Source organism: Cytobacillus sp. OWB-43 (genome assembly GCF_034651445.1).
Lineage (GTDB): Bacteria > Bacillota > Bacilli > Bacillales > Cytobacillaceae > Cytobacillus > Cytobacillus kochii.
The window spans coordinates 922318-936896 of sequence record NZ_JAYEFF010000001.1 but is presented as its reverse complement, the minus strand read 5'-3'; the positions used below and the strand labels follow the sequence as shown (position 1 = coordinate 936896).

The following is a 14579-nucleotide window of genomic DNA, read 5'->3' as shown; positions in this document are numbered from 1 at the left end:
TCCTATCTTAATCATAGTTTTCCTCATGATTACCTTCTTTGAAAATAGTGGCAGCGTCTTGTTTTGTCCATTCCGGAATACTCATTTTCGGATTTTTCTCAATGTAATTTTTCACCATACGGTAGCCCTCAGAATAGCCATACAATGGTGGCAGTGGATCAAATCCGCCATAAAGAATCTCATTAGAGTGCTCGAGTGTTCCTTTTTCGAAATGAGGTGAAGCATAATCCCATGCCTCTTGGTCATAAATCTCATTTGTATTGATCATTTGTTGATTAGGGTAAATGATCTCTTGAAACATCACTGCCTTTCCTTCAAAAACCATATTATCTAGGACAGTCCATTTCTCAGATGGCCCTCTATATGAAGCTTGCCAGGCACTATGATGATATTCATGAGCGAGTGTAACCTTAAAACGATCGATGGAAAGGTACTCGTCAAACAAAATGAGAATCTTATCTGATCCTACTGCCATTCCAAAACCAGGGTAGGAAACAGGAAGTAAGCATACATTGATTTCCTTTTCTATCGGTAAGGCAGCAGCAGAAAGCTCTAATGCTTCTGACAAGTTATCTTTTACCTCCTTACTATTCATCCGTTCGATGGCTCTTTGTAGTTTGTCGAAATTCTCCGGGTTATGTGACAATACATCTTCAGCGATATGAAGAAATTCGCCGTCAAGAAAGCAATCATTATAAATAGGATCAATGACCGCTTCTTTATAATCTGCGAATATAGATCTTCTTCATCATGATCTTTTATGTACTTTTCCATTAAATGTTGGATTTCTACAATATTAAATGATTGTCCGGTTTCAGTTTGGAAAGACCAGTTCGTTTCTAATTTTTCATTCCTACTCATTTCAGAACACCCGCATAATAAAAACAACACTGTTAAGCTAAGACAAAAATAAGTAAGACGACGCATAGATACCTCCGATTAAAATTTCCGCCCAATGTAGCTAGCAGAGACAGGGTGTAAATTCATTTCTCTCGCCCAAATAGACAACTGGCCGATATGATGAATTTCATGGGCAATTATATGATGAAGAATCGCAGTCACATTTTGGTGACTAGAGTCCCAAGGAATAAATACTTGTTTATCTATAGGTACATCATGAGGAAAGGTAGCGCTTATTTCAGTTCTTAGTTGATTTGATAGATAATGAATACGATCAAGTGTCTGATAGTCACTATAATCAAATAGTACATCTTCTTTTCCATTGATACATCGTAGCCAGCTATACTCCACATCAATGATATGGAAGAAGGTATAAAGAATACTCTTGACACCACCGACCCTCTCCTTTAATAGTTCATTAGGAGGGATGTCTTTCAACAGTGTCAACCATTCATCTCTCACTTGCCAATTGTATTGAAAGAACTGGAACAAAATCATTTCACTCCTCTTACAAAATTACATTTTTTCCAAAATATGATACTATTAATTATAGCAAAAAAAGTAATAGGAAGTTGAATAATTGCAAGAAAAAATAGGAAATACAGAAAATAAAATAGGCTACAATTTATAAATTGACCAGATAATCATCTGTATCAAATTTCCACCTGTTTTTTATTGTAATCGAAATGTAAGGTAAAGCATGGAGAAAAAGAACGTGCTCTTTTTATTTTCAAATGGATAACTGAAATCTCGAGAGAAAGACATTCATGCCAAGCAATATCAAAATAATAGTAATCGGCTATTTCGTTTTACAAAAAAGGCATTGTTTCTCGCCAATCTTGTTCTATAGAATGGGATGTGAGGCCGTTTAGCAAAGTGTGTTGGTTCTATATCCATAGAAACTGGACTTCTCGTTTGTTTATTTAATGCCTTTTATCTTTAATCATTAAGACTTTCATATTGAAAGGAGTGATTGCCATGTTCACAATGAATCTAACAATAATTGCATGTAGGTGTTTAGGGGATTCTTTTACTTAAGGAGAGAGTAAATGGAAATAAGAGCTTATAGACCAGAGGATGAAATAGGTTGGGTGAGATGTAGAGTACTTGCCTTTTTGGATTCAGCTTATTATGACAATGTTTTAACTGCAAAAGAGCATTACGAAAATCAAGCGATTGAACTCACAGCTATCATGGACAAAACAGTTGTCGGCTTGATCGATGTAGAATATGAAAATGAAGAAAGAAGTATTTGTTACCATGGGAGTGGACTCGGTGGCATGATTTGGCATATCGCTGTCCATCCCGATTACCGAAGACAAGGGATTGCCCGGGCATTACTGACAGAAGCTGAGCGAATAGCTCGTAAAAAAACATCAATCGGTTAGAAGCGTGGACGAGAGACGATAATGGAGTCAACAGTTGGTACCAGCAAAACGGATTTACTAGTGATTACTCCTATCTTCATCTTTATATCAATGAAGAAGAGGGTAGTGATGTCATTTATAGCAAAGAAAAAAATATCCTACCAATGACAATCTTCGCGCATTATGTCGGTGATAACAAAGAAGAAGTGAAGTCACAGTATAAGCGAGCATATGAATGTTTTTGTTATGAGAAGTTTCTGTAAAACCAAATCTATTATAAGTATGATAAAGATTAAATAGAATAAAGAAAAGGCATGTTGGATGTTTCACACCATGCCTTTCGCAAATTTATAGTTCCCCATTTTTAACCTTCTCAACTCAACTACTGTAAATAAAGAGGTATAGATATCTCGTACTTCATTTTTTTGGTCCTTCTTATCCTCAATTGGATAAGTAAAATAGCAAAGCAGGGTTAATCGCACTTACTTATGAGGTGTTGCTTCCATATGGTGCTCGATTATTTGCAGGCTTTTCTTTTCCCTAGGTCAAGATAAACATGAGGGTGGAGCAGAATAAAGAATGTCATTTTGCTCGATTCTTAGCGTAAAAAGAAGAGTAAAGATTGTATAAAGAATTTTATATATTTGGATTTACGTTAACTATAAGACTCGAAATTATCGGAATTTTTTTTCGAGTCTTATAGAGAATGATAGGGGGAAATCTATGGTAACGACAATTTATATGGTTAGACATGCAGAATCGCCGTTTATATTTGGTGAGGAGAAAACGAGAGGTTTATCGCCAAGGGGAAGAGAAGCAGCAATTAAGGTCACTGAGATTTTAAAGGATAAAAAGATTGATAGAGTCATCTCTAGTCCATATACACGCGCAATAGAGACTGTTCGAGAGGTTGCAGAAAATAGGCAACTACAAATCAAAACATATGAAAATCTAAGAGAAAGACCAATTAAGGGGCTCGATTACCATGCAGAAGAAAAGGAATTATTATCCGCCATTGAGCAGTCATTTAAAGACAAAAATTACTGTTTAGTTGGAGGAGAATCCAGAGTTGCCGCACAAGAACGTTCTATTCCAGTCATAAAAGAGATTTTAAACAATTATAAGGGAGAATCTATTGTTATTGGGACACATGGAAATATCATGACGATTATAATGAATTACTTTCAAAAACAGTTTGATTTTCAATTTTTTCAACAAACAACAAAACCTGATATTTATGAGATGGCTTTTGCTGAAGAAAAACTGTTAACGGTTAATCGCCTATGGGGGAACAGTCATCATGAAGAAAAACAATAAAATACAAGCCGTTTTCTTAGATAGAGATGGCACAATTGGTGGCGATGACACCATCCATTATCCTGGGGAATTTAGACTCTTTCCCGGTGTAAAAGAAAATATAAGCAAGTTACAGGAAAAGGGAATAAAGGTTTTTGCTTTCACGAACCAACCTGGAATTGCGAAAGGATTAACGACAAAAACGGCATTTATTCACGAATTACTTTCTTTCGGATTCGATCAAGTGTATATTTGCCCTCATGCCCCTGAAGCGGAATGTAAATGTCGCAAACCAAATACTGAAATGCTCCAGCAAGCAGCAGAAGATTATAAGCTTTCCCTAGCTCGAACCGTCGTAATTGGCGACCGCTGGAGTGATATGGTTGCCGCTTCAAAAGTAGGTGCAATGAAAATCTTAGTCAAAACTGGGGCAGGAGAGCAAACATTAAAAGAGCACCAGGAGAGACTCAAAGACATTGAGTTGGATAAGGTTGTTGAAGGGATAGACGAGGCCATGAACGTTATTCATCGAGAGTATATATAAATGTTCGATATGTACGGAACGCTATTTCAAACAGATAAGATATTATGATACTTGAAAAATATCTTAAATGAATGTTGAAATTTATCTAGAGGTAAAGGTAAATAGAACAAAGTTTAAGTGGAGAGTTAAAAAACTACTTAACCTCTGAATATAAATACTCTAAATAAAAGTATCTATAAGATAAATTAAGGGTGGAGATAGTATCCCCACCCTAACAAGACATAGAACCAGAACCTTATGAAGCTTGGTTTTATGATGTTGTACCATTTATTGCTGTTCTTTCAAAGTGATTTTTTCTTTTTGGTTTTGTTTCATCACTTTTTTTACTATGATTGCTATCACAAATAGGGCCAATAAGATTAAAGTGATAGTGGCACCCGGAGGCGTACCATACTCATAAGATGTAAATAAACCACTTAACATACCAGTCAACGCAATAGGTATCCCTAATAGAATTGTGCTTGCAAAGCTACGGCTCAATCGCATAGAAATGGCTGCAGGAAGAATTAAAATGGCGGATACGAGCAGGGAGCCAACTATAGGCATAATAATAGCAATCGTTACTCCGGTTAATACATTAAAGGCAATCGACATCGTTTTGATTGGTAATCCAGCAGTAAACGCTGTTTCTTCATCAAATATTAAAACGTACATCGCCTTACGGAAAATGATATATAGTATGACGATGATTCCCGCTAAGAGATAGAGCATCCATACTTGTTGTGTGCTAATTGTTACGATAGAACCGAATAAAAACTGATTGATATTAAGTGTAGTTCCACCTTGGTTCAAACTCATTAAAAACAATGCTAAGGCCATCCCGCCAGACATTAAAATAGCAATTGAAACTTCTGAATAGGTGCGATATAACATACGTAAGTATTCCAGTAAGATCGCAATGATCACCACCATGATAATGTTCGTCCAAGTCGGATTGATACTAACTAATAATCCAAGTGCTACACCAGCTAAAGAAACATGAGCTAGAGTATCTGCCATCAGAGACTGTCTCCGTAGTATGAGAAACAAGCCTAGCATAGGGGCAATTAAAGAGATGAGAATCGAGGCTTGGAAAGCTCTCTGCATGAATTCATAGAGAAACATCTCCAAGGCAATTCCTCCTTTCGAACAAGTTCAATATGTTTATTACAATAATTTCGTAATTCGTCGTGGTCGTGCGACACCATCAGAATTGCTTTTTCGTGTATTTCACTTTGATGTCGCAATAATTGGTAGAATTCCTCCCGTGATTTTTTATCCATTCCTGTAGTAGGTTCATCTAGAACAAATAAGTCCGGATCTGTAGCAAATACACGTGCGATCGATATTCGTTGTTTTTGGCCTCCTGATAATTCACCAATTTTTTTATGACGCATCTCCCATAATCCTACAGATTCAAGGGATCGTTTCACTTGATCTTTATCCGCTTCAGTCAACTTTTTAAACCACTTGCCCCTTTGATAGAGTCCTGATTGAACTAATTCTAAGACTGTACTAGGAAAACCAATATTAAATGAAGATACTTGTTGGGGAACATATCCAACCACTAACTTCTCACCATATCGATTCGTAGGAGACTGCGTAACTTCCCCCATAGTAGGCTTAAGCAATCCTAAGATATTACGTAACAAAGTTGTTTTTGCGGCGCCATTTTCACCGGTTAACATGACAAAATCACCCGGGTTTAGCTCAAATGAAATATTTGTTAAGACGGGTTCTTTTTCGTAGTGGAAAGAGAGATCATCTACTTTTATATAGAACACTTTTTCATCTACCTTTCTTCATTTTCCAAAAATAAGGTGGAAGGATTGCAGGATCGTCTATCTGATTCTTTATCTAATAGATAGAAGTTAAATTAACCAGATGGGCTAACTAGAATGATGCAAACCCAAACCTTGGTTAGTTAGCCTTTTTTAAATAACCGCCTTCACCAATTGATTCTAATGTACACTAAGTTGCAATGCTTTAAGGTTATGACGCATAGCTTCAATATAACCTAAGTCATTTTCTAATAATTCTTCAGAAAGTACCTCTAAATCATACAATACAGCTGTGTCTGTTCCTGTCTCTGATGCAACGGTTTGAGCAATGGAGGAGCTCGCTCCTTGTTGATAATAAATCACAGGTACGTTATTCTCTTCGACTAAATGACCGATTTCCGCAATACGTGAAGGACTGGGCTCAACTTCTGTAGATAATCCCCCAATCGCAATTTGTTCTAGGTTGTAACGTTTCGCCAGATGGCCAAATGCCTGGTGTTGCACGACAAAAACACGATTTTTCGCATCTTTTAAAGTAGTTTGATATTCCTCATCTAGATCCTTAAGTTCATTCATAAAGGATTCAGCATTCTTCTCATATATTTCTTCTCCACCTGGATCTGCCTCAATTAAGGCATCACGAATCGCTTTGATTTGATTTTGTGCTAAAACTGGATCAAGCCATATGTGAGGATCTTGTTCTTCGTGATCATCAATTAACACAGATACAGGGTTAGATTCTGCCTGAATATGATGTTTATCATCATAAAGAACAGCTTTCAATTCAAAGCTTTTTCCTGTGGTTTTGTACTCAAAATGATCGGTTACTTGTTTTGGTACTGCTTTCCATTCTTGGTTAGCATCTTCTCTCATCATCCAATGCCAATGATTATGATTGAATGAATCAGTCGGCACAGCTTCTAATGTAACAACATCACCTGTATGATAATGATCTGCTAACCCTTTAATGTTTATTTCCGCTTCCTTCTTGGAATGGTTATGTTCAGTGTCTACATGGTTATCATGGTTATCAATATTAATTTCTACTGGCTCTGATTCTGCATATTTATTATGATTATCATCATAAATAACAGCACGAATATTTAAACTTTTATCTGGAGCAACCATTGTCAACGTTTCAGTACTTTGCTCAGAAATAGCTTCCCATTCTTCACTCTCATCTAACTGCTGATACCAATGCCAGTGATCATAATCGGCATTTCCTATTAATTCAGCTGAAAGTTGAATTTCATCACCCGTATGGTAATGATCTGCTACCCCATTGATCTTCACTTGTTCTGTTCCAGTTGAGTCGTGTTCATCATGCACATTTTCATGGTTTGATTCATAGAGACCGTCTGCAGCACGTGCTATAACGAGATTGTTGTTCTCTACCGTATTAAGTAGGCTCTTTACCCAATACTCCATTTCTTCACTACTGTAGACAAACACATCTGCTTGACTGACAGCAGCTACATCTTGGGCACTAGGCTCGTAGTGATGGGTATCTTGACCTTCTGAAACCATAAGTTGAACATTTGCTCGATCACCAGCTACTTGTTTGGTGAATTCATACATCGGTAAGAAGGAAGCGACAACAGTTATTTCAGATTCATTCTTATTTCCAACTTCTTTTGAATTTTGAGACTGACAACCAAAAAGAAATGCTATCACGGTAAAACATATGAATATAGTTTGGTGTTTTTTCATTTTATCTATGAATCTCCTTGTTAGAATGTGTTGCAAAAGTAGAGAGAAGAGAGGACCAATCCATCTCTTCTCCAAAGTATTAATGGGCTAATTGATCACGGACAATATCATCGCCGTCTAAGTTAGATGGATAATAAGTCGGCCAGTGAGTTACTTCTTCCAATAATTTCTCGCGATCATCTCCCCAATAAAGATGAAAATGACTAGATTTCTGAGGGGATATGATATGGTCACTAAATTGAATGTATTGAGGCATCTCATTAGATTTTTCTGCAAGTTTATAGATAAAACGAACACCGCGATTTCCTTTTTCATAAGTCAGAATTTCATAGCCATCATATTCGTAGTCTCCAGAAAACTCTTCTCCGTCCTTGTAAAACGTTACATTACCATGATCAATAACAATACGCTCGACGTCTGTTACATAACCTTCTGTATAATAGTCTTTGTATTCTTCCGCAGTCATGTCACCTTCTTCAGCTTTATGTGCAAAGACTTCATCTAAATCACCATTTAAAAGGTAAGGGTAGACAGACTGCCAATCGCCTTCCCAGTCTGTTAATTCACGATCTGCTACTTGATCATCATCAAAATACCCTTGATAAATTTGTTTGCTTTCTTCATCATTCCCATGATGATCATCAATAACAATAGTTACCGGTTCTGATTCAGCAAATACCTCATGATTATCGTTGTAAAGAGCTGCTTTAATTTCTAAACCATCGACGCTTGCTTCGCCTGAGAAGGTGTCACCTTCTTGACCAGATGCAACCTCCCATTCTGATTGACCACTTTCTCTTGTATACCAATGCCAGTGATCATAATCAGCATCTTCACTTAATACAGCAGCCAATTCAATGGTATCCCCAGTGTGATAATGATCACCTAAGCCATCGATCGCAATATCTGCTGTTTCTGCTGAAGTTGCATTATCATTTGTAGATTCCCCTTCTTCTGCAGAAGTACTGTTAGTAGTTGCTGTTTTTTCTGAATCTTGACAAGCTACTAATGCTAAACTTAAAGCCAATACACTTAAATATAAATACGGTCTTTTCAAAATAAACATCCTTTCGCGTTGGATTTAATCGTAACGATTACGTTTTAAAGAATATACTTTTAGAAGGCTGATCAATATGTATTGAGTATGATTTCCTCAGATGCATGTCTTTTCTGTTTAATCGTAACGATTACGTTTTAAAGAGTATAATGTTTTTAGTGGTTTGTCAATATGAATATATAATTTTTAAAAGAAGATTGATATTTCATTAGCTGAAAAGAGAGCAAAATAATTTGTTTGGTTCACTTTCAAAAAAGAAAGTTATTAATAAATGAGGAAAATTAGTTTATGAAAAATGCGATCAGATTTAATAGCAAGAAGAGTAGTGCTGAATAAGTAAAAATGACTAAGAATTATTCCTCTAGAAGATAAATCTGAAGATGCAGAGTCACAGTTCGTTTTAGGTAGGTGAGGATAATAAGAGAGTAAGATTTTAGTAATAAAATGAGAGTACTATTTTGTGTGTTTGCTATTTATTAAGTGTACAAAAAATAGCATACCTGATAAAAACGTTAGGTATGCTAATTTTTGTAAATTAATTGGGGCTTTGTTTAAATACATTTTTTTTAGTTGTATTTTTGTGATTCTTTGCTTTTTGAGTAGGCATAAAACATGCTAAAATTAGTGCCGCAAAAGATAAAACTAACATAAATATATAGGCACTACTTGAGCCAAAGATAGATGCCAATTTAGCAAGTTGAACGGCAGAAATATGCCCATTTTCAAGGGATAATTCTTGAGCATAAGATGTAGATTGAATGGTGTAAATCGTGATAACTACTGCAGTACCAATCGCACCTGCTAATTGACGAATAGTATTGTTTACTGCTGAACCATGGGAACCTAACTCTCTTGGTAACGCGTTTAAACCCGCTGTATTTATAGGCATCGTAATAAAGCTTAAGCCAATTCGTAAAATACATGTTCGTAACAATAAATAAAAATAGGTAGTTGATGCTGATAAATCAATCACGCCCCACATCGCAATAATAATAAACACTAGACCTGTTATAAAAAGTGGCTTGGCGCCGTATTTATCATACATCCTACCTGTGACCGGTGATAAGAAAGCATTAATTATCGCACCAGGTAATAAAAGTAAACCTGCTTCAAAAGCTGTAAAACTTCGACCATCCTGTAAGTAGATGGGTAGTAGGATTAAATCAGCATACATAATCATAGTAATTAGTACATTGATTAGTGATGTGAGTGTAAATATTTTATACTTAAATATAGAGAGATTTAACAATGGATCTTTGGAAGTCAATTGACGTGAACAAAATAAAGTCGTAACAATTAATCCGGTAATAATGGTCGTAATAACAACAGGGTCATCCCAGCCTTTGCTTCCTGCACTACTAAATCCAAATAAAATAGAACCAAAACCAAATGTTGATAAAATGACACTTAGAATATCTAACTTTGCTTTTGATGTTTCTGCCACATTCATTAAATATTTAAAGGCAAGTATAATAACGATTAATATAAAAGGAGTTATTCCAATAAATAGCCATCTCCATGATGAAAATTCCATAATAAAACCGGATAATGTAGGAGCAATAGCTGGTGCAAAAATCATCGCAAAGCCAATAGTACCCATAACACTTCCACGCTTTTCAATCGGATATAAATACAAAACAACTGTCATTAATAAAGGTATGATAATGCCAGCACCAATGGCTTGAATCATTCTTCCTGTTAATAACATGCCGAAATTGATTGAACAAGCACATAGGACTGAACCAAACAATAAAAAGAACATCGAGCTAATAAACAGCTGTCTAGTTGTAAATCGTTTCATTAAAAATGCTGTTATCGGTACTAAAACCCCGTTTACTAACATAAATCCCGTTGATAACCATTGTACAGTTGCAGCGGATACTTCAAAAATGTCCATAAAACCACTCATAGCCACGTTTAATAAAGTCTGATTTAATGTTGATAAAAAGCAGCCAGCAATTAATACAACCATTAAAATATTTTTACTTCTTTTGGTTATTTCCTTTTCCATATATATACTCCTTACTCCAATTTGCATTATCAACATGACGTCGATAAAATTTATAGTAACAAATATATAATTTGATGACCATGAACAGTTTTATTTGCGAGTGTATACTAATCGACATATTGATCAGTAGTTGTCGTTGAAGTCAAATGAAAATATACGAAGGAGTTATAAATGTCTAATTCTAAAAAAGAAGATCCACGTACCATACGTACAAAAGAAATGTTTAAAAAATCTGTACTCTCTCTCTTAGGAGAGGAAGGCTACACCATTTCGAATTTGACAGTTCAGAAAGTAGCTGGAAAAGCAGGCTTAAATCGAACCACATTTTACTTGCATTATTTAGATATAGAAGACTTATTAACGCAAGTGACAGAAGAGCTAGTAAATGATCTTTCTTCTAGAATCTTTTCATTAATTCAAGTAAAAGATTTAACAGAAAAACAGCAACTAACACATTTATTAGATTTCTTGTATATCCATCGAAACTATTTACAAACTTTATTCAATTTAAATCAGTTTGAGGATCAATTATTTCTACAGATAAGAAAATTAATAGAAGTACGAAGAGAGAATACAGAGAAAGATTTACCTGACGATTATGTTTCCATTGAAATTAAAACTGCCTCTTTAGTAGGCATCATTATGTGGTGGATACGAAAGGGGATTCACTATAGTTCAGAGTATATTTCAGATCAGATATATTTAATGTACAAAGTGTAGTGTTGCTAAATGACTATAACTTGTATATGGTATCTGTTTACCAAACGGTGTTGATATGAGTTCAACTATACATATCTATATTTTAAGGTAATAGATGTAAAAAATGTCGCAATGGGTAGATAAACCTATGAAACATAAATCACATAAGTCTAACTTAGTAGTACAAACAGTTTTTATAGTTCATTCTTTTATTTAAAGCTATAACAAATAGGAGTGTGAATAGTGAAAGTCATTTACAAATCCTAATAGTTTAAAATAATGTATAATTATTACATCCGGTATTTTTGACTACTGCTATTATACTTATTTAGTATGATTTTAAAATTGGTTACCAAGTTTATATAGGGAATTCTAGGGTTAGATCTAACCCTAGAATCCCCTGGTTCGTGCTTAGAAAATCAAAATCTTAGCGAGCATTTTATCATTTTATCCTTTCCAAACGACGTTTTCCTGTTCTTTTTCATTGATAGTCAGTTGAAAGATATCAGGCCTTGCATAATGGCCAAATACATCAAAGTCAAATTTGCTTTCTGCTATTTGGTCGAGAATAATATCGGCATAAATAATCTTTTCTTCTCCGTATACAGGCTCGGCTATAAATTGCCTAAGTGGGTTGACGATGGAGCTACCTCCACTCGTTAGTTCATTTTCTAATGATTGAAATTCAGGTCTTGATGATATTTCTTCAAGGTAAATCTCAGCAGAAGAAGCGTTCTTTTTGATAAATCGGGCATAAATATCATTAACTAATAACCTAGCAGATGATAATAACGCCCTATTAATAGACGAGATTCCCGCTGCAATTACAGCTGCTACTACAATCGCCCCAAATACCAGTGCATAAGTAGAGAAGAATAACGGAATAATCCGATCACTTGTTTCAACTGTTAAGCCTGGTACTAAACCACGGGTATGAGCGAACATCCCGATAAATAATGCTTCTAACGTCATTAACCAGGAGTTCCAAAATGGTGTGATTATAGAGCTAGAAAGAGTGATTTATATTAATATATTTAGTTTCTACAATTGGTAATTAACGAAAATTAGGGAGGCAAGCAATATTCATTTTAGAAGTTAGCTAAGTGTTTAAGGCTTTACAATGCAATCTTGGAAGATTTTATGAGTTTAATTCAAGTGATTTAAAGAACTATCCGATTTTGATTCCGTTAAGACGAAATATTATACTAGAAAACAAATATTAGATTATAATGATATGCTCCCTTTTAGATAGAATAAAAGTATGAAAATTCCATCTTTTATAGAGGGGTATTTCTTTTATCCAAAACCTTATTCTACATTATATAAAAGGATACTTTTATGAGCTGTATTTTTTCACAAGAACGTAAAGAGATTCTAACAAAATCCCATCTTATTTAAGAATATTTTTTTGAATTAAAAACGCTACAGCATGTGTTCGATTTAATGTATTGGTTTTTGCCATGACACTTTTGATATATTGTTTAATCGTCGTTTCACTAATCTCTAATATATGGGCAATTTGTTTCGTACTATAACCGCTTGCAGTACATTTCATTACTTCGTATTCACGTTTCGATAGTTTTATTTCTGCCTCCTCGATAAAATTAAATTGATTGAATAAAATTTCCCCAATGTCCTTGCTAAATAAAGTTGCTTCTATTAATAGTTTAAGGTCAAAGGGCTTCTTAAATTGGGATCCCAGAAAATAGCCAATGACAACTTGGTTAAATATGATAGGAACAACCAATAGAGCATCTTGGTTATCTGCGATAATATATTTTTTTGATATATTTAAATGGAAGTTATTTCCTTCGTAATATTGTGGTGTTCTCGTTTTAATAGCTTTGAATATGGCCGGAATAGAAGTGATATCATCCCTTATAGAGGAAATATGTTTGAACTCTGACTTAGTAGCAGAAAGTATCCCCTCCGCTAAGTGGTCTATCGGAGAATATCGAAATAACATCGCTTCATTTAATGAAAAATCAGTAAGAAAGCTTTCCAATATTATTTTAATTTTATGCTCTTGATTGATAGCTGCCTTTATTTTATCTACGTTACTTTCCCATTTATCTAATTTAACCAATAAATACACTCTCCTTTTTTAATTTAGTCTTATATATTCATTACCTAATGGCATAGTTTATTTGTAATTTGACTTAAAGTATGTACTGTTTTATCAAAAAGTAGGAATAGTTGTTAGAATATTTAGATTATACAATATCATTGTAAGCGATTACAATTTTCTGAGTAAAAAGGAGGAGATCATTTGGCAAGTTTATCTGAAAGAGCAAAATTGTATTTGGAGAGCTTTTATTCTGGTCCGAAAATCGAATCATTTGATCCAATTGAATTAAAGGAAATTCAGAAAAATGCCCCAATACCTGAACAAAATATTCTACCTCATATTCATCGCAGAGAAGAGCGCTTAATTAAAGTAAATGATGGAGCAGAAATACGATTATGTATTTATTCACCGGAAGGAGAAGGGCCTTTTCCAGCACTAGTTTATTATCATGGAGGCGGTTGGGTCATTGGTTCTGTTGAAATGTTTGAAGCGGCCAATCGATTAGTAGCGACAGAGGCTAAAACGGTAGTTATCTCTGTGGATTATCGTCTTGCTCCGGAAAATCAATTTCCCATTCCAATGAATGATTGCTATACAGCACTAGAATGGGTAGCTAATCATGCAGAAGAGCTTAATGTAGATTTAACTAAAGTTTCTGTTGGTGGAGATAGTGCTGGTGGGAACTTATCCACGGTTATTGCCAAGAGAGCTTTAAACAATGGGCCATCCATTCAATCACAAGTTCTTATATACCCAGTCACAAACTTGGAATTCAATACCAATTCTTATAATGAATTTGCTGAGGGATATGGTCTCGATCGAGATCTTATGAAATGGTTTGGTTTCCATTATGTAGGTGATGAAAAAATGTATAGTCATCCCGATGTATCACCATTAAAATACGATACTGTTCAAGGGCTACCCCCAACTATTATTATCGCAGCGGAAAATGATGTTCTAAAAGATGAGGGAATTGCTTATGCAGAAAAGTTAAGACGAGACGGTGTACCTGTTCAATATGAAGTGATATCAGGGGCAGTCCATGGTTATTACAGTAATATGGATTTCTTTGAAGAAGAAACAAAAGAGTCTGTTCAACATATTGTGAAATTTTTAAATAATGTCCACCAAGGGGGAGAGAAAGCAGTAAATAAGTAGCTAAAGATC

Annotated in this window: 13 protein-coding genes and 1 pseudogene; 5 read left to right on the top strand and 9 right to left on the bottom strand. The window is 34.9% G+C overall.

Annotated elements, in window-relative coordinates:
• Positions 1 to 7: 7 nt before the first annotated feature.
• Positions 8 to 568 (bottom strand): DUF2268 domain-containing putative Zn-dependent protease, encoded by a 561-nt coding sequence (locus U9M49_RS04615; protein WP_322909383.1) that lies wholly within the window; start codon positions 566 to 568, stop codon positions 8 to 10.
• A 371-nt stretch (positions 569 to 939) separates the two neighbouring features.
• A complete protein-coding gene (locus U9M49_RS04610; protein WP_322909678.1) occupies positions 940 to 1392 on the bottom strand; it encodes a DinB family protein in 453 nt (150 codons plus the stop codon).
• 557 nt (positions 1393 to 1949) lie between these two features.
• Between U9M49_RS04610 and U9M49_RS04605 the strand changes: the two are divergent.
• The 3 genes and pseudogenes from U9M49_RS04605 to U9M49_RS04595 all read left to right on the top strand — a co-directional run bounded on the left by U9M49_RS04605 (position 1950) and on the right by U9M49_RS04595 (position 4107).
• Positions 1950 to 2530: pseudogene (locus U9M49_RS04605) on the top strand (GNAT family N-acetyltransferase).
• A 460-nt stretch (positions 2531 to 2990) separates the two neighbouring features.
• Positions 2991 to 3584, top strand: coding sequence for a histidine phosphatase family protein (locus tag U9M49_RS04600; RefSeq protein WP_322909382.1), 594 nt, complete (start codon positions 2991 to 2993; stop codon positions 3582 to 3584).
• Entirely contained in the window at positions 3568 to 4107 is a 540-nt protein-coding gene (locus tag U9M49_RS04595; protein WP_322909381.1) for an HAD-IIIA family hydrolase, read from the top strand. Before U9M49_RS04600 ends, U9M49_RS04595 begins: the two co-directional genes overlap by 17 nt.
• 267 nt (positions 4108 to 4374) lie before the next feature.
• Here U9M49_RS04595 and U9M49_RS04590 read toward each other — a convergent pair whose 3' ends face one another.
• From U9M49_RS04590 to U9M49_RS04570, 5 genes are all read right to left on the bottom strand, one after another.
• Positions 4375 to 5217, bottom strand: coding sequence for a metal ABC transporter permease (locus tag U9M49_RS04590; RefSeq protein ID WP_281203044.1), 843 nt, complete (start codon positions 5215 to 5217; stop codon positions 4375 to 4377).
• Positions 5154 to 5870, bottom strand: coding sequence for a metal ABC transporter ATP-binding protein (locus tag U9M49_RS04585; RefSeq protein ID WP_281203043.1), 717 nt, complete (start codon positions 5868 to 5870; stop codon positions 5154 to 5156). Before U9M49_RS04585 ends, U9M49_RS04590 begins: the two co-directional genes overlap by 64 nt.
• A 177-nt stretch (positions 5871 to 6047) precedes the next feature.
• A complete protein-coding gene (locus tag U9M49_RS04580) occupies positions 6048 to 7577 on the bottom strand; it encodes a metal ABC transporter solute-binding protein, Zn/Mn family (protein WP_322909380.1) in 1530 nt (509 codons plus the stop codon).
• A 79-nt stretch (positions 7578 to 7656) separates the two neighbouring features.
• Positions 7657 to 8643: a metal-binding protein ZinT gene (locus U9M49_RS04575; protein ID WP_322909379.1), complete on the bottom strand. Its 987-nt coding sequence runs from the start codon at positions 8641 to 8643 to the stop codon at positions 7657 to 7659.
• Positions 8644 to 9169: 526 nt separating this feature from the next.
• The gene (locus U9M49_RS04570; protein ID WP_095373235.1) at positions 9170 to 10645 is read right to left on the bottom strand and encodes a DHA2 family efflux MFS transporter permease subunit; all 1476 of its coding nucleotides are present in this window, start codon (positions 10643 to 10645) and stop codon (positions 9170 to 9172) included.
• Positions 10646 to 10816: 171 nt separating this feature from the next.
• Between U9M49_RS04570 and U9M49_RS04565 the strand changes: the two genes are divergently transcribed.
• The gene (locus U9M49_RS04565) at positions 10817 to 11365 is read left to right on the top strand and encodes a TetR/AcrR family transcriptional regulator (RefSeq protein WP_095373236.1); all 549 of its coding nucleotides are present in this window, start codon (positions 10817 to 10819) and stop codon (positions 11363 to 11365) included.
• 426 nt (positions 11366 to 11791) lie between these two features.
• Here U9M49_RS04565 and U9M49_RS04560 read toward each other — a convergent pair whose 3' ends face one another.
• A complete protein-coding gene (locus tag U9M49_RS04560) occupies positions 11792 to 12316 on the bottom strand; it encodes a sodium:solute symporter family transporter (protein ID WP_322909378.1) in 525 nt (174 codons plus the stop codon).
• A gap of 418 nt (positions 12317 to 12734) precedes the next feature.
• A complete protein-coding gene (locus U9M49_RS04555; RefSeq protein WP_307313787.1) occupies positions 12735 to 13439 on the bottom strand; it encodes a helix-turn-helix transcriptional regulator in 705 nt (234 codons plus the stop codon).
• A 174-nt stretch (positions 13440 to 13613) separates the two neighbouring features.
• Here U9M49_RS04555 and U9M49_RS04550 point away from each other — a divergent pair, with 174 nt between their 5' ends.
• Entirely contained in the window at positions 13614 to 14570 is a 957-nt protein-coding gene (locus U9M49_RS04550; RefSeq protein ID WP_322909377.1) for an alpha/beta hydrolase, read from the top strand.
• The last annotated feature ends 9 nt before the right edge of the window (positions 14571 to 14579 follow it).

Bases quoted from the DNA above. Each gene is read 5' to 3' on its own strand.
- U9M49_RS04600 (WP_322909382.1), top strand. From the start codon at position 2,991: ATGGTAACGACAATTTATATGGTTAGACATGCAGAATCGCCGTTTATA.
- U9M49_RS04595 (WP_322909381.1), top strand. From the start codon at position 3,568: ATGAAGAAAAACAATAAAATACAAGCCGTTTTCTTAGATAGAGATGGC.
- U9M49_RS04580 (WP_322909380.1), bottom strand. From the start codon at position 7,577: ATGAAAAAACACCAAACTATATTCATATGTTTTACCGTGATAGCATTT.
- U9M49_RS04575 (WP_322909379.1), bottom strand. From the start codon at position 8,643: ATGTTTATTTTGAAAAGACCGTATTTATATTTAAGTGTATTGGCTTTA.
- U9M49_RS04570 (WP_095373235.1), bottom strand. From the start codon at position 10,645: ATGGAAAAGGAAATAACCAAAAGAAGTAAAAATATTTTAATGGTTGTA.
- U9M49_RS04565 (WP_095373236.1), top strand. From the start codon at position 10,817: ATGTCTAATTCTAAAAAAGAAGATCCACGTACCATACGTACAAAAGAA.
- U9M49_RS04560 (WP_322909378.1), bottom strand. From the start codon at position 12,316: ATGACGTTAGAAGCATTATTTATCGGGATGTTCGCTCATACCCGTGGT.